This is a genomic window from Micromonospora yangpuensis, from assembly GCF_900091615.1.
Classification (GTDB): Bacteria; Actinomycetota; Actinomycetes; order Mycobacteriales; family Micromonosporaceae; genus Micromonospora; species Micromonospora yangpuensis.
Window position 1 is genome coordinate 6,176,654 of the sequence record NZ_FMIA01000002.1, and the last position, 19,547, is coordinate 6,196,200.

Here is a 19,547-nt window from a genome sequence, read left to right on the forward strand (position 1 = left end):
GCTCGTTTGGTGCCTTCCGAAGACGCGGCCCCTCGGCTGGACGTCGACCAGATCCTCGCCGACCCCGGCGTCCGGATCGTGGTCTGTTGCGGTGCGGGCGGCGTGGGCAAGACGACCACGGCCGCCGCTCTCGCGCTGCGCGCTGCGGAGCGACACGGCCGGCGTACGGTGGTGCTCACCATCGACCCGGCCCGCCGGCTGGCCCAGTCGCTCGGCCTGACCGAGCTGGACAACACCCCCCGCCAGGTCAAGGGCATCGACGGCGAGGCCAGCGGCGGTGAGCTGCACGCCATGATGCTGGACATGAAGCGCACCTTCGACGACGTGGTGCTCCAGCACACCGATCCGGCGAAGGCGGCGGAGATCTTCGCCAACCCCTTCTACCAGGCGATGAGTTCGACCTTCGCCGGTACGCAGGAGTACATGGCGATGGAGAAGCTCGGCCAGCTGCACGCCCGGGGCGAGTGGGACCTGATCGTGGTGGACACCCCACCGTCGCGTTCGGCGCTGGACTTCCTGGACGCGCCGGCCCGGCTCTCCCGGTTCCTGGACGGGCGGATGCTGCGGCTGCTGCTGGCTCCGGCGCGTACCGGGGGGCGGAGCATGTTCAGCTTCGTCACCGCCAGCTTCGGGCTGTTCTCGAAGGTGGTACAGAAGGTTCTCGGCGCTCAGCTGCTCACCGACCTGTCCGGCTTCGTCGCCGCGCTGGACTCGATGTTCGGCGGCTTCCGGCAGCGCTCGGAGCAGACGTACCGCATCCTGCAGGCGGCGGAGACGGCGTTTCTGCTGGTCGCGGCCCCGGAACCGGACGCGGTCCGGGAGGCCGCCTACTTCGCGGGCCGGTTGCGTGACGAGCGGATGCCGCTGGCCGGGCTGGTCTTCAACCGGGTGCACCGACCGGCCGCGGGGACCCCGGAGGCCGCGGCCAGCCTGGCCGCCGCGCAGCGCCTGGCCGACCTCGGTGGACACGAGGGCACCGTCGAGGTGTTGCGGGCCCACGCCGCCCTGGCCCAGCAGGCGGTACGCGAGCAGCGGGTGGCCGGCCGGTTCACCACGGAGTTCCCGGAGGTGCCGACGGTGTCGGTGCCGGCACAGCCCGTCGACGTGCACGACGTCGACGGGCTGCGCACGATCGGTACGGCGATCAGCCGACCGTGACCTGCGGGCCGGAGCCCGCGTTGATCAGAATCTTGTCCCTGCCGTCCTTGTCCTTGGCGTCCTTGCGCATGGCCGCCTCGAACATCTTGCGCCAGCTCGCCACCTGCGGGTGTCGACGCAGCAACGCCCGGCGTTCCCGCTCGGTCATGCCACCCCACACGCCGAACTCGATGCGGTTGTCGAGTGCGTCGGCCAGGCATTCGTACCGGACTGGGCAGCTGCGGCAGATCCGCTTGGCGACGTTCTGTTCGGCGCCCTGGACGAACAACGCGTCCGGGTCCCCGTTCTGGCACGCCGCCAGCGCCGGCCAGTCAGTGATCATGCCCATCGTTAAACGTCCCCCCTTGGAGTACAACCGACTTCGTGCGACGCCGCGCCTGTCTCCCCCCGGTCGTCCCGCCGGACCTTCGGTGAGGCGGCGCGGACGACCTGCGGCTGTGTCGCCGTCACCATCATGCTCTGTAGTCGCCTGATTACGCAACGTTGTCGGCCAAATCCATCATTCCGGACACACCCGGCTTACCGGGCGCTCGCCGGCCACTTACCCCGCCCGGCTACGTGAAAACGCTGCGCGACGCCCCGGTTACCGAGGAGACTCACCGTGGTTCACCGCAACCTCCCGCAGGGGGTCGTGCGTTTAGCACAACGAGGTCGGCGCGCGCAGGAAATGGGGAAAGTACGCCCCAGCGCCCCTCGTTCCCTGTTCGCGTACCCTGTCGAGGTGACTTGGATGCGGAAACGTGACCACAATGTCTTCACCAACGCCGCATCGCTGCTCATCTGTGGCCTGTTGGCCGGGGTGGTCGTCGCCGCGGCGGCCTTCCCTGCGGTGGCGATGTCCGGACTGGCGGCCAAGGCGGGTGCCGAGACATTCGGCAACCTGCCCAAGGAGCTGACCGCCGCCCGCCCGCCGCAGATCAGCTACCTGCTGGCCTCGGACGGCAAGACCCCGCTGGCAACCATGTACGACGAGAACCGCCGGGACGTCAAGCTCGCCGACATCTCGCCCCTGATGCAGAAGGCGATCATCTCGGCCGAGGACCACGACTTCTACAAGCACAACGGAGTCGACCTGCAGGGCGTCGCCCGGGCGTTCGTCAACAACCAGTCCGCCGCCAACTCGCGGCAGGGCGCGTCGACGCTCACCATGCAGTACGTCCGGCTGAACATCGCGTACTCGGCGACCCACCCGCAGGACGTGGTGGCCGCGACCGAGGACACCAGCGCCCGCAAGATCCGCGAGATGAACTACGCGCTGCAGGTGGAGAAGGATCTCACCAAGAACGAGATCCTGGAGCGCTACCTGAACATCGCCGCGTTCGGCAACGGCGCGTACGGCGTCTACGCCGCCAGCCAGGTCTACTTCGGCAAGCCGCCGAAGAACCTGAAGATCGAGGAAGCCGCGATGCTGGCCGGCATGGTGAAGGCTCCCACCGACTACAACCCGGCCACCGCCAGCGGCAAGCCGCTCGCCCTGGACCGGCGCAACTACGTGATCCAGAACATGGTCATCACCGGGGCCATCACCCAGCAGGAGGCGGACGCGGCCAAGGCCACCAAGCTCGTGGTCAAGGGCAAGCGGGCCCCGAACGGCTGCGTCGCCACCAACAAGAAGGGCTGGGGCTTCTTCTGCGACTACTTCTACCGCTGGTGGATGAGTCAGGAGGAGTTCGGCTCGACCACGTACGACCGGGAGCGGCGGCTCAAGAGCGGCGGCTACACCGTCACCACCACCCTCGACGTGCAGGCACAGGACGGCGCCGACAAGGCGGTCCGCAAGAGCCTGGGCGTGAACAGCAAGGCGGCCCGGATGGTGGCGGTGGTCGAGCCGGGCAGCGGCCGGGTGCGCGCCCTGGCGGTGAACCGCAACTTCAAGCTCGACGACCCGGACAAGCCAAAGAACAAGATCTCCAGCGACCCGAAGAAGGCCGCGAAGAAGATCCGGGGCAGCTATCCCAACACGGTGAACCCGCTACTCACCGGCGGTGACGGCATCACCGGCTACCAGGCGGGCTCGGTCTTCAAGATCTACACAATCGTGGCCGCGCTGGAGAAGGGCATCCCGTTGGGGTACACCTTCAACTCGCCGCAGCAGTTCAAGTCGGAGTACATCGTGGAGGCGGGCAGCCCGGCCGCCTGTCCGGGCACCAACAACTACTGCCCGACCAACTCCGACCTCAAGCCCGGTGGCCCGCAGACCATGTGGAGTGCGTTCGCCCGGTCGACCAACACCTACTTCGTCCCGCTCCAGCAGCGGGTCGGCGCGGACAACGTGATCGACGTGGCCAAGCGGCTCGGCATCGAGTTCCGGGTGAGCAGCGAGGCGAACTGGGCCAACAACAAGGAGGCCGCGAAGGACTGGGGTGCCTTCACCCTGGGCGTCTCCTCGGTCACCCCGCTCGACCTGGCCAACTCGTACGCCACCCTGGCCGCGGACGGCAAGTACTGCGAGCCGATCCCGGTGCAGGAGATCAAGGACCCGGACGGCAAGAAGCTCGACATCGCCGACCCGCGCTGCAAGAAGGTGATCAGCACCGAGGTGGCCCGCGCCGCCGTGGACGCGGCCCGCTGCCCGGTCGGTGACAACTCCTCCACCAGCCGCTGTGGCGGCAGCCGGACCGCCGCCAACGTCCGGGGGATCGTGGACGCCCCGGTGGCCGGCAAGTCCGGCACCACCGACTCGGAGAAGACCTCCTCCCTGGTGGCGATGACCAAGCAGTACGCGGTCGCCGGCATCATGGCCGACCCGGACTGGCCGCAGACCAACCAGCAGATGGGGCACGGCAATCCCCAGGGCATCAACCCGCCGGTGTACGAGACGCTGCGGGACGCGATGAAGGGCAAGAAGCGGATCAACTTCACCGCGCCGGGGGAGAAGATCTCCGTGGGTGACCAGCGGAGCATCCCGACCGTCGCCTGCCAGTCGCTGGAGAGCGCGAAGTCCCGGATCCAGGGGGCCGGCTTCGAGGCCGTCGTCTCCGACGTCCGGGTCCCGTCGACCTGCCCGCCCGGCACCGCCGCCGGCACCAGCCCGGACGGTCGGACCATAAAGGGTGGTGTGGTCACCATCCAGATCAGCGCCGGCGGAGGCGGCGGCCCCTCCGGGGGCCAGAGTCCAGCCGCCAACCGGGGCAACAACTAGCGGGACTGACAGGCACCACACGTGAGGGGGCGGCACCGACCGGTGCCGCCCCCTTCGTCGTACCCGGGTGTTTCGTCGTGCCCGGGGTGGGTCTGGCCGGGCCCGGGGTGTCGAAGCTCTCAGAGGCCGAGCTGGCGACGTACCTCGGCGGCGACCCGACCACCCTCGGCCCGGCCGGCCACCGCGGCCTGGGCCGCCTTCATCGCCGGGCCCATCTGGCCCTTGCCGGTGAAGCCACCGGCGGCCAGCGCCCCCGAGACCAGCTCGGCCACCTCGGCATCGGAGAGCTGCTTCGGCAGGTACCTGTCGAGCACCTCACCCTCGGCGGTCTCCTTGGCGGCCTGCTCGGTGCGACCGGCGTCGGCGAAGGCGGTCGCGGCCTCCCGCCGCTTCTTCGCCTCCCGGGTCAGCACGGCGAGCACCTCGTCGTCGGAGAGCTCGCGCTTGGCCTTGCCGGCCACCTCGGCGTTGCCCACGGCGGCCAGCGCCATCCGCAACGTGGAGGTGGTCAGCTCGTCGCGCGCCTTGAGCGCGGAACGCATGTCGGCGGTGAGGCGGTCCTTCAGCGTGCTCATGGTCGGTCAAACTACCCTGATCGGCATGCGAAAGCGCACACTATTCCGCCGGCTCGCGGCCGGGACCGTGGTGGCCGGCGCGGCCACCCTCGCCTACGCGTCGCTCGTCGAACGCAACATGTTCACCCTGCGCCGGTTCGACGTGCCGATGCTCCCCGCCGACGCGGAGCCGCTGCGCATCCTGCACCTGTCGGACCTGCACATGATGCCCGACCAGGCCCGCAAGCAGAACTGGGTAGCCTCGCTTGCCGCCCTCGACCCCGACCTGGTCGTGGTGACCGGGGACAACATGGCCGACCCGGCCGCCGTCCCCGGGGTGCTGCGGGCCCTGACCCCGCTGCTGGACCTGCCCGGCGCGTTCGTCTTCGGCTCCAACGACTACACCGGCCCGGTGCTGAAGAACCCGTTCACCTACTTCCTGCCCGACCGGGAGTACGCCGAGGGCGCCGAACTGCCGTACGAGGAGCTGCGCGACGTCCTGGTCGGTGCCGGCTGGGCCGACCTGAACAACGCCCGTACCTCAATCAAGGCCGGCGGACGGCTGATCGAGCTGGCCGGCGTGGACGACCCGCACATCGGCCGGGACGACTACGACCTGGTCGCCGGCCCGGTCTCGACCTCGGCGGACCTCTCCATCGCGCTCACCCACGCCCCCGAGCCGATCGTCCTCGACCAGATGGCCGCCGACGGCTTCGGCCTGCTGCTGGCCGGCCACACCCACGGCGGCCAGGTCTGCGTACCCGGGGTGGGTGCCCTGGTCACCAACTGCGGCCTGCCCCGCTCGATGGCCAAGGGCCTGCACCGCTGGCCCGGCTCCGACGCCTGGCTGCACGTCTCGGCCGGGCTCGGCACCCACCCGACCGCCCCGGTCCGGTTCGCCTGCCCACCGGAGGCCAGCATCCTCACCCTGATCCCCCGCTGATCCGGCTGCCTCCGTCGGGGGGTGGGGTACTGAGTTTGCCCCCGGAGCGGGGTGGGCTACTATTTGTCGGCACGCCTCGGGGTGTGGCGCAGCTTGGTAGCGCGCTTCGTTCGGGACGAAGAGGTCGTCGGTTCGAATCCGGCCACCCCGACAGAGGTCAGAGGGCACATCCGATCCATGGATGTGCCCTCTAGTGCTTTGTACAGCAGTGGAGTACACCAGCGGCGGTGATCACCGCAGGCTCTCGCCCGGCCGCTTGAGGGCATCGCGGGTGGCGTTCAAGGTAGGCGTCTTAGTTTCCGGTGCAGCAGTTGGCCGCCGACCCGCGGCAACTGCCAGCCGATTGACAGCTCCCCCGCCGCCAGGTCGACGGCGTCCCCGGTGAGGCCGAGCACCTCACCCCTTGCGCAGGTTGAACACTAGAATCAGCTGGTACGCGGCGTACAACGAGCCGCGCGGACTCCAGGAAGCGACGCGCCTCGTCGCTGGTCCACACCCGGCCCCTGCGGCGGCGGACCGGTGGAAGCTTGACCAGTGCGGCGGGGTTGCGGGTGACCAGCTCCTCGGTAGCCGCGTGGTTGAGCGCCGAGCACAGCACGCCCCGGACGTCCTTGACGGTGCGGGCGGACAGCACGTCACCGCAGCACCGGCCGAGCGCGCAGGAACGCTTTCTGAGTTCCGGGCAGGCGTCCTTGCCCTTGGCCGGCACTGGCAGGTGCGGGCCACCTCGTTGATCCAGTGGTGCCGGGTGTGACGGCGGTGAGGGTGCCGGCCAGGCGGATCGGGCGGGTGCAGCCTCCGGCTGCGCGGGTGTGCTCCAGCCAGCCGAAGTAGTGAGGGTGGACACGGTTTTCTCCTCAAGGGGTGGCAGGGGACGGGCGACGAACTGCCACCGGACGCCGGAGCGGTGTCCGTCGGTGGTGTTCGTGGTGTCTCCTGCCACCGCCGGAGAGGGCGGCTCACACCGGAGGGCGGGTGCAGGCCATCGGCCTTGGACCGCCGTTGAGCTGGGTTCCTGTGTTCTGGGTGATGCCGGGACGGGTGGGGTGCCTGGTCGTCGGCTTCCGGTGGTTGCCGCAGGCGATCCCCACCCGTCGAGGTGTGCGAATCCGAGGGCCATCGTGGACGGCAGGGAAGGCCGTGCTGGGCCGCTCAGCGGACTTCGGACCGGCGCAGTCGCCGGTGCGATCGAGAGCAGGCGGGACGTGACCCGCGTCAGCGGCAGGAAGGCCGCCAGCAACTCCGAATTCAAGTTCAGCGATCCGGCGGGAAGGCCGCGCTGGCGTGCTCGACGAGGAACACGTTAGCACCGAGCACCGACGCGTCAACCCGCCGTGACCCCGGACCGGAGGCGATCCAGCCGGCTGCCGGCCGTGTCGGGTCTCAGGACGTGCGTGACACGTCCCGTTAGACCATCTTGTCTGCCTCGGGCAGTTCGTGGCGACAGAGTTACGGAAGGTACGTGTAAGCGAAGCGGTAGCGCCGCCTCCCTCCGGGGGCCTTTCTGTGCTGAACTCGATCCTTGAACTGGATCGACAGCGAGAGGTGCTGATGGACGATCATGCCGGTAAGGAGGAGGGGCCGTCCGCGGAAGAACTCGCGCGCCGCACCAGGTGGTTCGAGCAGTACGTCGAGGCGTTGAACCAGCGATCTGTAGTGGCCGAAGCGGGTGACGAACCGTATGCGTGTCCCTGCTGTCGGCACCCGACGATTGAGGGGCGAGGTCAGTTCGAGATCTGCTTCGCCTGCGGCTGGGAGGACGACGGGCAGGATGACGAAGACGCGGGGTCACGTCCGCGCTGGTGGTGTAAGAGACGGCCATCGCGTGATCCGGTCTGATGTTATGCGGCGATCGGGGTGGGGTCGGGCTGGTTGGTGTCGTGTTGGTTGGTGTCGAGGGTGGTCAGGCGGGCTTTGGCGAGGAGTTCCAGGCCCATGTAGCGGCGTCCTTCGGTCCATTCGTCGGTCTGTTCGGCTAGGACTGCGCCGACGAGTCTGATGATGGCCGCTCGGTTGGGGAAGATCCCGACGACGTCGGTGCGGCGGCGGATTTCCTTGTTCAGGCGTTCCTGCGGGTTGTTGGACCAGATCTGGCGCCAGATCTCGCGTGGGAAGCCGGTGAAGGCGAGCAGGTCGTCGCGGGCGGCGTCGAGGTGCTCGGCGGCGGCCGGGAACTTCGCCTCGATCGTGGCGATGACCCGCCGGAACTGGGCGTGAACGGCGTCGGTGTCGGGCTGGTCGAAGATCGTGCGGACCAGGGTGGCTATCCACGGCTGCGCTGATTTCGGGACTTTCGTGAGCAGGTTGCGCAGGTAGTGGGTGCGGCATCGTTGCCAGGTGGCGCCGGGCAGCGCGGCGCCGATCGCTGCCACGAGGCCGCGGTGAGCGTCGGAGATGACCAGCTGGACGCCCGACAGTCCGCGGGCCGTCAGGGATCGCAGGAACGCCAGCCACCCCGCGCCGTCTTCGTCCGAGGCGACGTCGATGCCGAGGACTTCACGTTGGCCGTCGGCGTTGACCCCGACCGCGACCAGGGCGTGGACGTTGACGGTCCGGCCAGCCTCGCGGACCTTCATGGTCAGGGCGTCGGTCCACACGAACGTGTAGTGGGCGGCGTCCAGGGGCCGGTTGCGGAACGCCTCCACCTGCGCGTCCAGATGCTGCGCCATCTCCGAGACCTGCGACTTCGACAACTGCCGGATGCCGAGCTGCTCGACCAGCTTCTCCACCCGCCGCGTCGACACCCCCAGCAGATACGACGTCGCGACCACCGACACGAGGGCCTGCTCGGCCCGCCGCCGATGCGTCAGCAACCAGTCGGGAAAGTAGGAGCCCTGCCGCAGCTTCGGGATCGCCAGGTCGATCGTGCCGGCGCGGGTATCCCATTCCCGGGTCCGGTAGCCGTTACGGGAGTTGACCCGCTCATCACTGCGCTGCCCATATGCGGCGCCGCAGATCGCGTCGGCCTCGGCGGACATCACCGCCTGCGCGAACGTCTTGATCATCGCCTGCAACACATCCGGCGACGCGCCCTCGATCTGCTCGCGCAGCAGGTCAACAGGGTTCACACTCTCTGAAGCGGCCATCGCGTCCTCATCTCCTTCTCTGACTTGGTCGTCTTGAAGGATCGACGCGATGGCCGTCTCTCATCTACGCAACACGCCCAACACGGGCAAGTCGTACACCACTCCCGTGGACGTGACCAGACGCGGACACGGTGCGAGGCGGCCCCAATGGCTCGCTAAGTCTGACGGATGCCCGGCGTGCCTACGCCGAACGGCCGGTCAGCCTGGCAGATGCGCGGCGTGCCTATGCCAGACGACAAGCCCGTTGGGAAGAGCGCAGACGCCGATCGGCGCGCGAAACGACTTGACGTGATTGTGATCGCACGCCGATCGATTCGGCGCTCTCGCGGAGTGTCACCCAGGTCCTGATACCGATCTGCCACGGAGGTCCTGGGACCGGACAGCCAGCTGCCGGCCGGTGTGGGAGGACTTTCTGTACCTCTATCAAGGCGGCCCTAAACGGGCCGCACGCGCCGCCGCCAGGGCGCGCGTCCGTCGCTCCGCTGGCGCTCCGACTCCGGCCACGCAACACGCCCGGCGGGCTGGCGCGAAGGGCGGGTAGCCCGGTGGGCCGCCGAGTGACGGACAGGCCGTTGTCCGGTGGGGGGTGGTGGGGCCGGCAGCCGGCCGTGCCGCGCGGAGAGCACCGCGCGGCGTGAGGAAGCAGACGCCGGCCGCGTCGGCGAACTGGCGGCGGGTCGCGGGGTGGCGGTTACTGCGCCTCCGGCGGGGGTGCTCCGGCTCCGGGATGACCAGGGGTCCGTCGGCGGCTTGCGGTTCGTGCGTGGTGGCGGTGGGAGCCATCCCGGCCACCGTCGACCCGGGCAAGCCGAGCAGACCACCGCCCGACCCGCCAGCGTCCGTACGAGCCGTCAAGGCCGTCTTGACGTGGCGGGCCGGGCGGCGGCCCGCTCCCCAGTAGGGCGGGTCGACGGCAGACGGGATGGCTGGCTGCGCGCGACCCGGGCGTGTCAGCTCTTGTTCACCCAGAGAATGTAGCCAGGCGAGTCATGTTCGCATACGTATCGCGCGACGACCCCCGCATCGACGTAGGCTTGCCCCAATTCGCGGCAGTGAGACTGTTTCGCCCAGTGGCTGTCGAATATCCAGCCACTTCCTGGCGGTATCGCCTGTGCTGGCGATCCGATTGCCACGACAGCGAAAAGCCCGGCCGCGAGCGCGCCAACCATAGAGGTCACGAACTTTACCCTTTTCACAAGCTTTCCTCCCCCGTGGGCGATTTTTATTAGCGTAGGGCAATGCGTGGAGCTTGGCAACGGGCCGGTTGAACTTCGGCTCGTCGTGTGCCAACCGGTTACGGGCCTGATGCAGGGCGCCTGTCCGCCGCTGCACGGTCAGGCGCCGCTGGCCTGACACGGCGCAATGCAGCAGGCCGGCCGGGTCTGCTGCACCGATAGGTGACATCTGAAATGGCTTGCCTGGTGGGCAGGCTGGAAGGATGTCGCTGTGCCCAAGCCCTACCCCCGAGAGTTCCGTGACGACGTCGTGCGTGTCGCTCGTGACCGCGAGCCAGGCGTGACGGTTGAGCAGATCGCCAAGGATTTCGGCGTGCACCCGATGACCTTGTTCAAGTGGCTGCGCCAGGCCGACATCGACGCGGGCGCCACCCCTGGGACGTCCGGCAGCGAGTCGGCCGAGTTGCGCGAGGCGCGTAAGCGGATCAGGTTGTTGGAGCAGGAGAACGAGGTCCTGCGCCGGGCCGCTGCGTACCTGTCGCAGGCGCATCTGCCGGGAAAAGGCTCTACCCGCTCGTGAGTGAGCTGGCCGCCGACGGGATCCCCGTGGCGGTGACGTGCCGGGTGTTGAAGATCGCTCGTCAGCCCTACTACCGGTGGCGTGCCCACCGTGTCACCGACGCCGAACTGGCGCAGGCGTATCGGGCGGACGCGTTGTGCGACACCCACCGCGACGATCCGGAGTTCGGCTACCGGTTCCTGGCCGATGAGGCCCGCGCTGCCGGCCAGCCGATGGTCGAGCGCACCGCCTGGAAGATCTGCTCCGCCATGGGCTGGTGGAGCGCGTTCAGCAAGCGCAAGCGTCGGGGCAAGGGCGGCAAGGTCGGTCCGCCGGTGCACGACGATCTGGTGCGCCGCGACTTCACCGCCCATGGCCCGAACCGGTTGTGGCTGGCCGACATCACCGAGCACCGCACCGCCGAACCTGGACGACCCGGCAGCAGTTGAGGACCGCGATCGTGACCTGGGTCGAACGGACCTACCACTGCCGTCGACGCCAACGATCCCTGTCCCGGTTGACCCCTATCGAGTACGAGACCATCATGACCCCGCCGGCGAGTCAGGCCGCGTGACTGAAACTGTCACCTATCGGTGCAGCAGACCCGATCGAGAAGGGCGTCCATGAGTTCCGCACCGCGCACGTGTAGCTCTTCAGCTGCGATTGGTCTGCCGCCTTCGTCCTGTACGTCGAATCCGTGGATGATCAGGAACTGAATCATCTAGTCCTACCCCCTTCATCGTCGATCCAGCAGTCGTGTCGGCGTGCCCCACTGATGACCTCCTTATCGTAGTTCGGGTTGGAGGGCGTGAGGTGGACTTGTCGCTGATGTAGCCCACACGGACAACGGACCGTGTAGCACTTGGGCGGGTCGAGCATCTTGCAGCCGTGTCTGTGTAGAGCGTCCAGCACCCTCGCTAGATCTTCGTCTTGATGCCTCTGCCAGTTAGGGCGAGTAGCTGCCCGGCACCGTCAAGAGCAGATTGACAAGACGACGGCACTGCTGCAGGACTTCACCGAGCTAAAGACGAAACTGCTCGTATGCGGCTTGAGTACGTTTCAGGGCCATCAACATGATCAGAAGGAGGTGACAAATACTGAAAACAGAAACCGTGCTGATCGGCACGCCTAGCGCATGATCCTTCAAGGTCGTACTCACTCCGACGATAAGCACCGTGGTGGTAAAGAGTCCCACCAGAACGGCGTAAGCGACGTTACCTTGGAGCTGATCGACTAGTTGTGCCGTCTTTCCACTCTTTGAAATGCGGGGGTCATCGGTGATCCGGAGTCCGAGCGAAAAAACGTGAACCAGCAGTCCGAATAGGAGCGCTGTGAAGATCGCAACACCCGCTAGCAGCCCCTCCACGCCACGGAGGCGAAAGCCCGTCAAGAATCCGGCAGCAGCAAGAGCCAGCGGAAGTCCGAAAAGGCCGAGATAGTCACCTACCCGTGGTCGCTGCTTCGGATCATTCTGGTCGACAAGGGTGTTCAGCTGTTTCTTGATGATTGGTGCCACGGACCACTTAGCGCTCACGGACGGCTCCCATCTTCACTGTAAGCTGATCCTTTCGCCACTCAGCGGAGTCCCAGTCCCCGGGAAGTTCGAGTCCAAGCTGCTTCGTAAGGACTGGGACAACGCTATGCATTTCGCTGTATACGACAGAATCTTTTGCGCGTTCCTTGCCATCATGATCAACTGCATACACGAGCGCTGGCAAGTTCTCCTTACCAAGGACTACTTGGCGCTCCTGGTCGCCATCACTGAGCGTAAGGCGCGTCTCATCACTATCTTCCTCGGACAGACCAAGAAGCCCGTGCGCCTTAAGTTCGCCACCCAGTAGTCCGTTTTTCATTCTATTTCCGAGACCCTCAATACCCCAACGGGGCTTAGCCTCGTAAACAATTTTGCCAATAACTTCGGGGTCAATTCCATCTGCGAGATCGTGCGATATCTTGTAGCGTACGACCTTCACGCTGGTAAGCTTAGATCTCTCACGAAAGACTCGCCACTGCTCATTATCGATAAAGCTTTCTGAATGAAGGATTAGATCGGAGAACTTCGCCCTGAATGCCGCCTCCAACTGCCTGAGGAAAATACTCCCTACTCCACGGTTACCGTAACGCTCCGTAAAGAACACCGCAGTCTTCGACCGCGCCAGACAAAGAACCATGTTCCGAATAGGAACAATGGCGGATTCGTCAGCCCCGTACGTATGAGTAGTTTCATGGCTGCGGGTGTGCCGAATTCCCCCTTCGAGGCCGAACTTCCCGTACTCGGCATTGAAATGTATTCGGGCACCCAAGGGTTCAACTTCATCTATGTAAAGGTAGTCTTCGGACTTATCTTCCCGAAGTGGCTCATCCTTAAGATCCCGCAGGAGGCCGTGAATGAGTGACAAGAGGCCGACCCTTTTTCCTCCGATGTCGTCGAGCGGCAGTCGTTCATCCGGGCGGTAGCGCGGTGATACGTGTAGACCATAGGCGGCGAAGGCATGCCTACTCATCGGGATCCTAGCTTCAGTGAACATTGGACGAGCGTATAGGGTATCCGGTCGATCACTTTCCGCGATATTGCTTGTCGGCTGTATGACTCATCCCGCCCCGGTACCACCGCACGTCCCAGCTAGATGCTTGACAACGCAAGCCGCGCTTGCTCCTTCCTGGGCTACGGAACCCACCTGCACCTGGGGTTGGCCGACATCGACAACCGGGCTACGAGGCCGGGCGGAGAAGGATCCCCACGTCGCTTGACAACCTCGTACATCTCATTTGCTGCACCTTTGGACAGAGCAATGTAAACCATCAGGTATCAGTCAAGCTCGTAGGCGCAGTCGGCACGCAGTTACCCGTATACGGGCTCGACCGTGATGGCAGCCTTCGCCGTACCCTTCGTGATCCCCGCTTACGTTGCATCGATGGCGGGATGGTTTCTATTGGCGTGACGGCTTGCAGGGGTCGCCCGAGCGCTCGCCACTCTCGTTAGCGTTGCCGCGCCCCTGAGTCAGGGTGCCCCTTCTGGTCGTCAGATACATCGATGTTGACAGGCGGGAGTGACATTTCTGGCACAGAGGCGGCTTTTCGCAGATGGGCGGGGCTCAGTAGGTGAGATAAGGCCGAGACGAGGCAGCAAAAGCCACGACCAGCGGCAGACAACACGCGACGACTGCCACGGTCGCGCCCACAGAACGATGTACGACAGCATCCCTTGGTGGGAGCTGCACGGCGGCTACGTCGATGGCGAGGAACACCTAGCGTAGTGCGCGGTAGGTAAGGTCGAGGAGGAAATCGGCCGGCAACCCTAGGCGGTGCAGCCGTTTCTGTCCTTCCAAGCGCAGGTCGGGACTGTGGCCCTGAGAACCTTCTCGTCCTGGCCAGGGCGCGCCCGTGGACGTCAACGAGGCGGAGCAGGTCACCTGGATTCCGCTCGACGAGGCGTACAGGCTGGTGCTCCGGCGTGAGATTGCAGTACCGGCAGGGTGATCGCAGTGCTGGCGATGGATCGCGCGCAGGGCTCGCGGGAAGCTGTAGGGGCCGACGTCGCCGGCCGAGGGTGCCGTCGATGCGGCCAGTGAAGTTCCGGACGGCGGGTAGCCGCCGGTGCTGGGCGAGTTGCGCTTGCCGGTCGTGCAGGTAGCGGACGGCTCAGGCGGAGCGAAGTTGGAGGGCCAGGGCTTCCACGCCGAGGGCGCAGGCCCGGCCGGGTTCGCCCTGCTGGGCAGGGACGCTGGAAAGCAGGGCGAGGTTGAAGACTCTGCTATGTACCTAGCGGCTGTCCATGCGCAGGGATCGAACGCCCTTCAACATCTTGAGCAACTGCCCAACCACCCAGTGTTGTAATCCGCTCACGTTCAGGATCTGATGGCCGATGAGCATGGGTAGGGTGGCAGCGTGTGGGACGGGGAGGCGGGCGATGCTGAGCCGTGGTCGATCTTTGGTGAGCGGTCGATCTACGACAGCGAATGGGTCCGGCTCGGACTCGTTGAGGTTCAGCCGCCTGGGATGGAACGGTTCGGGCACCATGTCGTGCGGCTCGGTCATGTGGCGGTCATCGCCATGGTCGATGAGCAGGAGCGGGTGCTCATGTTGCGGCGCTACCGCTTCATCCCTGGGCGGTCGGCGTGGGAGCTGCCGGGCGGCATGGTCGAGCTCGGCGAAGAACCAGCCGATGCGGCATGCCGCGAGGCCGAGGAGGAGACGGGCTGGCGGCCCCGGGTGGTGCAACGCGTGGTCACCTTCCAACCCATGATCGGCATGGTCGACTCACCGCACGATGTCTTCGTCGGCTGGGGCGCGGTGAAGGTAGGCACACCTACCGATCCGGAGGAGGCGGGCCCCGTCGAGTGGATCCCCGTCAACGAGTTGCCGGGTCTCCTGGCGCGCGGGGAGTTGGCGGGGGCCGGCACGCTGGTCGCGGTGCTTCATGTCATGGCCGGGTTGTCGCGGCGGCCATCGTCTTCCTGATCCGTTCGACGCGTTGGCGATAGCGTACCGAGCCGGTCAGGTTCGTCAGCGAGCGTGCTTCTCTCAGGTGTTCCTGAGCGGCGTCCGGCTCGCCCCAGGTGAGATGTGCTTGGGCGAGGTCGCATCGGAGGCCGGCGGCAGCTCTGACGAATGTCCGGTCCATGGACATCAGCGCCGTGGACAGTTCCTTCACGGCTCGTTGGTCGCCCAGCAGTGCCAGGGAGTGGCCTCGCCAGCGGGCGAGGTGGGTTTCGTCCAGGAAGATTCCTGGCAGCTCCGGATCGCGTACGCCAGTTGTCAGCGACAGCTTCTTGTCGGCTCGGTCCAGTGAGCGGCGGCATTCGTCCGATCGGCCGCTGAGCGCCCACAGTTCGGCCTCGGCAGCGGCGAGCCAGGCGGCCAGCCGGGGCGGTGCGGTGTCAGCCACGCGTCGTTGTGCTTCTGTGGCGAGACGGGCACCGAGTTCTGGTCGGCCGGCGTCGGCCAGGACGTAGGCCTGCTCGCCCATGGCGTGAGCGAGGTAGAGCGAGTCTTCTGCCTCCCTGGCTGCGCTTTTCGCCAGTTCGTAGTGTCGCCAGGCCCGGTCGGCCGCGCCGACATCGAGGGCCTGCCAGGCGGCGAGGGAGGCAGCCTCGGCGAGGGCGCGAGCAAGCGGACGCCTTGACTCAGGCAACACGGTGAAGGAGAGGCATTCTTGAAGTTTGCCCAGATGACTGTGCATCTGGTCGACCAGGCGTGCCGCGCCGCACTGGCGGTCCAGGGTGCGCAGGAGTTCGGTCTGGCCGGTCAGGGCCTCGACCATCGAGCGACCGACAGCAGATGAGGCATCGAGTTGCTGGATCAGTCTCGCGTAGCCGTCGTCTGGCGGGTCGGCTGCCTCGTCTGCTCGGAAAAGCTCGTCGTCGGTGAGGCCCACCAGATTTCGGAGGATGGCGGCGTAGTCGGCGGAGATCTTCCGCCGCTCGTTCTCCCACTCGGACACGTAGACCCGAAGGCTCGCCATCGAGGCGACGCTTAGCGACCTTCGGCGAGCAAACTGCTGGATCTCGTGCACCAGCCTTGTCTGCGACCAGCCACGTGTGAGTCTCGCCTGCCGTAGATGATTGCTCATTCATATCCCCGTCTGCCGATTGGCGCCCATGGCCAGCTTGCATCACCTGACTCTCAATACCAAGGGGTCACAAGGTAACTGTGGACAGTTAACCCCTGTTGGCTACCCCTTCCCGCTCGCATCGGGTCTTCTGAGATCAGGGACGAGGACCAGCGGCGACGAAGCCGCAGCGACTTTTTCCTCCCTCAACTCTGAGAGAAGGGCGTGGTAATGCGAAATCTCTTTCGCCGCACAGTTGGCAGCGGTCGACATGCAATTGCGCGTATTCGGGAATCCCATCGGAGATTCGAGGGTGAGCCGTCGCGGGGGACGGCGTACCGGAGTGTGGTTGCCGGGCCGTTGCGGCCCTGGCAGGTCCGCGAGCGGTTGTTCACCGCGCGAGGTAGGTACGGGGTTGACGCCGCCGAGGTGCGGGCCTTCCTCGACCGGGTCGCCGACGATTTGGCCGGTCTCTACGCCGAGGTAGCCGTCACTCACGCCGAGGCCGACCGGATTCGTGACGCTCTGCGTCAATGGCAGACCGAGATGGCCCGCGACCTGGCGGGCGTCCGGTGACCGAGCGTTTTGTGGCGCACCTGCCGTTCACCGCCGCCGACCTGACCGCCGCGCGACAGTTCGCCGGCAGCCTCGCTCGATCCGTGAACTTCTGGTCCGAGGTGGATGCGGGTGAGACCACCGTCTCCGGCGAGGACGAACAGGGCGTACACCATCGGGTCTTCTGCGACCTGCCGCTGGGCAGCGGCCTGCGCTGCGCACGACGCGTTGACCACGACGGACACTGCTCTGTCCGGTCCTCGCGGAGGTCTACCCGACTTCAGCCCAGGCACGGTCGGTGCGATACATGATCCCCAGGCGCTTGAGGGCGTCGCGGGTGGCGTCCGAGGACGGCAACGGACGACGCGCTCAGAACTTACAAGCGAGGGCTCACCGGCTGCTAGCGGCCCACGCGTACGCGGTCGGCTGCGTACAGCTCGCGGGAGCCGTCGGCGCGGAAGACTACGAGGACCGGGACGCCTTCGCCGATCTCCAGTTCACGGCGCTCGGCAGGCGTCGGCATCCGGGCGGAGGCGGTGTCGCCCTTGAGTAGTTTCACCGTCTCGGTCGGCTCGATGGTCCGGACGAAGGTGCCGCGCGGCGGTTCTACGATCACGAGCCCTTCCGACCGGAGTATTGCTATCGCCTGCCGCACACTCGTACGGCTAAGCCCGTGCTCCTGAGCCAGCCGTAGTTCACTCGGCAGTGACGCACCAGGCGCGATGTCGCCAGACGTGATCCGGTCCCGCAGGAGGTCTGCGAGCTGCCGAAACACGGCCCGATCCGAGCTGGGGTCGATCACGAATGTGACGCTACGTGTCCTACAGTTCTACATCTTATTGTATCTACAGTCCTACGTCGGTATGGTGAACGAGCAGGCGCGGCGGCCGGATGACAGGCCCAGGCCCGGCCTCCGCGCCGTCGACCCGCCCGAGGGGAGATCTGGTGCCACGCGTTTCGTACGAGGAGTACTTGGTAGCCGCCGCCCTCAGCTTTGCCCGGCGGCATCGATCGGTCTGGTCCTGGCAGAAGTGGCGGCGGATCTGCCGCTGCGGAGCCGACCTGCCCTGCCACGCCCGACACCGCATCCCCATCAACCGTGGCCACTGGCCAGGAGAGGAGACGCTAGGCGCGGACGGTGTGGCACATGAACCCCGGTCGCATTCCAACCGAGCGCAGCGGTGGCGGTTCCTCCCATCCCGCCGCAGCACACCCGTGGAGGTGGCGATGAGTGACGACAAGCCGGTCAAGAGTCTGGGCGAGCAGGTGCAGGCGGCTGAGCATGCGGCGGCCAGGGAGCGGATTCTGGCGCTGGCCGAGGCGGAGCGGGTTCCGGTCGAGGAGACGACACGGGTGGTCTCGGATCGTCGGTGGCGTGATGCGCAGCGCTGACAACTCGCTACCGATCGGCCGGCGGGTGGCGTACTGGAGGGGTCGGCGACACCTGTCGCAGCAGGTGTTCGCCGATCGGCTCGGCAAGTCCAAGAGCTGGGTCGACAAGGTCGAGCGCGGCGTCCGCGCCCTGGACAAGGTCTCCACCCTCCAGGAGATCGCCACGGTCCTCCGTATTGACACCGCCGTGCTTCTCGGTCGCACCATCCAGCCCGTCGGCGTCATCGCACGGGCAGACGAGGTCGAGCGGATCCGGGCGGCCCTGTCCCGCTACGAGATCCCCCTCGGCAGGCCGCCGGGCAGTCGTCAGGTCCTGCCCGCCGACCGCCTGGCCCGGCAGGTGGAGCACGCCTGGACCACGTTCCAGTACGCCCGCTACCCCCACCTGGTCACCCTCCTGCCCGGCCTGTTGGCCGACGCCCAACGCACCCACGCCGCCGACCCGGCGGGCGGATGGGTACCACTGGTGCACGCGTACCGTGTCACCGCCGCGCTCCTGGTCAAGCTCGGTGATGCGGGGCTGGCGTGGTTGGCTGTCGACCGGGCGATGATCGCCGCCACCGGCGACCGGGTCCTCGTCGCCGCCTCCGCCGTGCAACTCGGACAGGTACTGCGCGCCGCCGGACGGGCACGAGAGGCGAAGTCGGTGATGCTCGCCGCCGCCTACCGCATCGCCCCACCCGTACCCGAATACGCCCCCGGCCCCGAGCTCTCCCTCTGCGGGACGCTCCTGATCCAAGCCGCCCTGGCCGCGGCCCGAGACGGCGACGACTCCGCGACCGCCGAACTCCTCGACGAGGCCACCGCGCTGGCCGCCCAGGTCGGCGACGGCCTGGACCACCACCGGACCGGCTTCGGGCCCACCAGCGTGGCCCTGGCCCGCGCCACGGCAGCGGTCGAGTTGGGCGACGCCGGGCAGGCCATCGTCTGGCACCAGAGCGGCATCCGCCGCGACGGCTGGCGCTGGCTGGCCACCGAACACCGCGCCGCGCACCTGATCGACGCCGCCCGCGCCCACCTGCACACCGACGACGCATTCTCCGCCGGGCGGCTCCTGGCCGAAGCCGACCGGACCGCACCCGCCGAGGTACGCCACCGACCCGCCGGCCGCGACCTCCTCGGTCAGATCGCCCGCGACCCCCGCGCCCCGACCACCATCACCCACCTCGCCATCTCGCTCGGAGTCGGCTGATGACCGGCCCGTTCCTGAGCCTGGCGCAGATCCACAACCGGCTGGTCCTCACCGCCCGTCAGGTCCTCCGCCAGCACCAACCAGGGCCAGACCGCCGATGCCCGAGCTGCCGCACGACCGGCTGCCCGATAGCCGACGCCGCCCGCGACGTCCTACACGCCGCCAGGGAACTACAGCTCTGGCGCACCGCACCCGACTCCGACGACCCACCGCAGCCCCTATGACCTCGGCGGATGCCTG

Annotated in this window: 16 protein-coding genes, 1 tRNA gene and 2 pseudogenes; 12 read left to right on the forward strand and 7 right to left on the reverse strand. The window is 67.0% G+C overall.

The window, feature by feature from the left end; translation table 11 throughout:
* Positions 1 to 6: 6 nt before the first annotated feature.
* Complete coding sequence (gene bagB / locus GA0070617_RS27985; RefSeq protein ID WP_175440692.1) at positions 7 to 1,158, forward strand: ArsA family ATPase; 1,152 nt, start codon at positions 7 to 9, stop codon at positions 1,156 to 1,158.
* On the opposite strand, the gene GA0070617_RS27990 is transcribed toward bagB, so the two are convergent.
* Positions 1,145 to 1,486: a WhiB family transcriptional regulator gene (locus GA0070617_RS27990; protein ID WP_091445195.1), complete on the reverse strand. Its 342-nt coding sequence runs from the start codon at positions 1,484 to 1,486 to the stop codon at positions 1,145 to 1,147. The two genes, bagB and GA0070617_RS27990, sit on opposite strands and share 14 nt — an antisense overlap.
* A 402-nt stretch (positions 1,487 to 1,888) precedes the next feature.
* Between GA0070617_RS27990 and GA0070617_RS27995 the strand changes: the two genes are divergently transcribed.
* Complete coding sequence (locus GA0070617_RS27995; RefSeq protein WP_091445196.1) at positions 1,889 to 4,300, forward strand: penicillin-binding protein; 2,412 nt, start codon at positions 1,889 to 1,891, stop codon at positions 4,298 to 4,300.
* Between the two features lie 119 nt (positions 4,301 to 4,419).
* Here the strand turns inward: GA0070617_RS27995 and GA0070617_RS28000 are convergent, their stop codons facing one another.
* A complete protein-coding gene (locus GA0070617_RS28000; RefSeq protein ID WP_091445198.1) occupies positions 4,420 to 4,875 on the reverse strand; it encodes a GatB/YqeY domain-containing protein in 456 nt (151 codons plus the stop codon).
* A gap of 25 nt (positions 4,876 to 4,900) precedes the next feature.
* Here GA0070617_RS28000 and GA0070617_RS28005 point away from each other — a divergent pair, with 25 nt between their 5' ends.
* The 3 genes from GA0070617_RS28005 (at position 4,901) to GA0070617_RS28020 (ending at position 7,636) form a co-directional block, all read left to right on the forward strand.
* Positions 4,901 to 5,797 (forward strand): metallophosphoesterase, encoded by an 897-nt coding sequence (locus GA0070617_RS28005; RefSeq protein ID WP_091445200.1) that lies wholly within the window; start codon positions 4,901 to 4,903, stop codon positions 5,795 to 5,797.
* Between the two features lie 77 nt (positions 5,798 to 5,874).
* Positions 5,875 to 5,948, forward strand: a tRNA-Pro gene (locus tag GA0070617_RS28010).
* 1,355 nt (positions 5,949 to 7,303) lie between these two features.
* A complete protein-coding gene (locus GA0070617_RS28020) occupies positions 7,304 to 7,636 on the forward strand; it encodes a CPCC family cysteine-rich protein (RefSeq protein ID WP_217628876.1) in 333 nt (110 codons plus the stop codon).
* A 2-nt stretch (positions 7,637 to 7,638) separates the two neighbouring features.
* Here GA0070617_RS28020 and GA0070617_RS28025 read toward each other — a convergent pair whose 3' ends face one another.
* The gene (locus GA0070617_RS28025) at positions 7,639 to 8,883 is read right to left on the reverse strand and encodes an IS256 family transposase (protein WP_091434154.1); all 1,245 of its coding nucleotides are present in this window, start codon (positions 8,881 to 8,883) and stop codon (positions 7,639 to 7,641) included.
* Positions 8,884 to 10,329: 1,446 nt separating this feature from the next.
* Between GA0070617_RS28025 and GA0070617_RS28030 the strand changes: the two are divergent.
* Positions 10,330 to 11,191, forward strand: a pseudogene (locus tag GA0070617_RS28030) (transposase).
* A 447-nt stretch (positions 11,192 to 11,638) separates the two neighbouring features.
* Here the strand turns inward: GA0070617_RS28030 and GA0070617_RS28035 are convergent.
* Both GA0070617_RS28035 and GA0070617_RS30245 read right to left on the reverse strand, forming a co-directional pair.
* Positions 11,639 to 12,151: a hypothetical protein gene (locus GA0070617_RS28035; RefSeq protein WP_139135791.1), complete on the reverse strand. Its 513-nt coding sequence runs from the start codon at positions 12,149 to 12,151 to the stop codon at positions 11,639 to 11,641.
* Positions 12,141 to 13,145, reverse strand: a complete 1,005-nt coding sequence (locus GA0070617_RS30245; RefSeq protein WP_139135792.1) for a hypothetical protein — start codon at positions 13,143 to 13,145, stop codon at positions 12,141 to 12,143. Before GA0070617_RS30245 ends, GA0070617_RS28035 begins: the two co-directional genes overlap by 11 nt.
* 645 nt (positions 13,146 to 13,790) lie before the next feature.
* Between GA0070617_RS30245 and GA0070617_RS32260 the strand changes: the two are divergent.
* Both GA0070617_RS32260 and GA0070617_RS28055 read left to right on the forward strand, forming a co-directional pair.
* A pseudogene (locus GA0070617_RS32260) lies at positions 13,791 to 14,145 on the forward strand (NUDIX hydrolase); the annotation flags it as partial.
* Positions 14,146 to 14,505: 360 nt separating this feature from the next.
* Positions 14,506 to 15,078, forward strand: a complete 573-nt coding sequence (locus tag GA0070617_RS28055; protein WP_229688665.1) for an NUDIX hydrolase — start codon at positions 14,506 to 14,508, stop codon at positions 15,076 to 15,078.
* Here the strand turns inward: GA0070617_RS28055 and GA0070617_RS28060 are convergent.
* Positions 15,041 to 16,132, reverse strand: a complete 1,092-nt coding sequence (locus tag GA0070617_RS28060) for an NsdA family TPR-like regulatory protein (RefSeq protein WP_229688666.1) — start codon at positions 16,130 to 16,132, stop codon at positions 15,041 to 15,043. The genes GA0070617_RS28055 and GA0070617_RS28060 overlap by 38 nt on opposite strands.
* A 267-nt stretch (positions 16,133 to 16,399) precedes the next feature.
* On the opposite strand from GA0070617_RS28060, the gene GA0070617_RS31890 reads away from it, so the two are divergent.
* The gene (locus tag GA0070617_RS31890) at positions 16,400 to 16,744 is read left to right on the forward strand and encodes a DivIVA domain-containing protein (protein ID WP_091445214.1); all 345 of its coding nucleotides are present in this window, start codon (positions 16,400 to 16,402) and stop codon (positions 16,742 to 16,744) included.
* Between the two features lie 379 nt (positions 16,745 to 17,123).
* Here the strand turns inward: GA0070617_RS31890 and GA0070617_RS28075 are convergent, their stop codons facing one another.
* Entirely contained in the window at positions 17,124 to 17,525 is a 402-nt protein-coding gene (locus GA0070617_RS28075; RefSeq protein ID WP_091445218.1) for a GntR family transcriptional regulator, read from the reverse strand.
* 425 nt (positions 17,526 to 17,950) lie between these two features.
* Between GA0070617_RS28075 and GA0070617_RS31900 the strand changes: the two genes are divergently transcribed.
* From GA0070617_RS31900 to GA0070617_RS28090, 3 genes are read left to right on the forward strand one after another with little or no spacing between them, the layout of a single operon-like run.
* Entirely contained in the window at positions 17,951 to 18,115 is a 165-nt protein-coding gene (locus GA0070617_RS31900; RefSeq protein ID WP_229688668.1) for a hypothetical protein, read from the forward strand.
* Complete coding sequence (locus GA0070617_RS28085; RefSeq protein ID WP_229688669.1) at positions 18,102 to 19,307, forward strand: helix-turn-helix domain-containing protein; 1,206 nt, start codon at positions 18,102 to 18,104, stop codon at positions 19,305 to 19,307. The genes GA0070617_RS31900 and GA0070617_RS28085 overlap by 14 nt, the downstream gene beginning before the upstream one ends.
* The gene (locus GA0070617_RS28090; RefSeq protein ID WP_091445222.1) at positions 19,307 to 19,531 is read left to right on the forward strand and encodes a hypothetical protein; all 225 of its coding nucleotides are present in this window, start codon (positions 19,307 to 19,309) and stop codon (positions 19,529 to 19,531) included. The genes GA0070617_RS28085 and GA0070617_RS28090 overlap by 1 nt, the downstream gene beginning before the upstream one ends.
* The last annotated feature ends 16 nt before the right edge of the window (positions 19,532 to 19,547 follow it).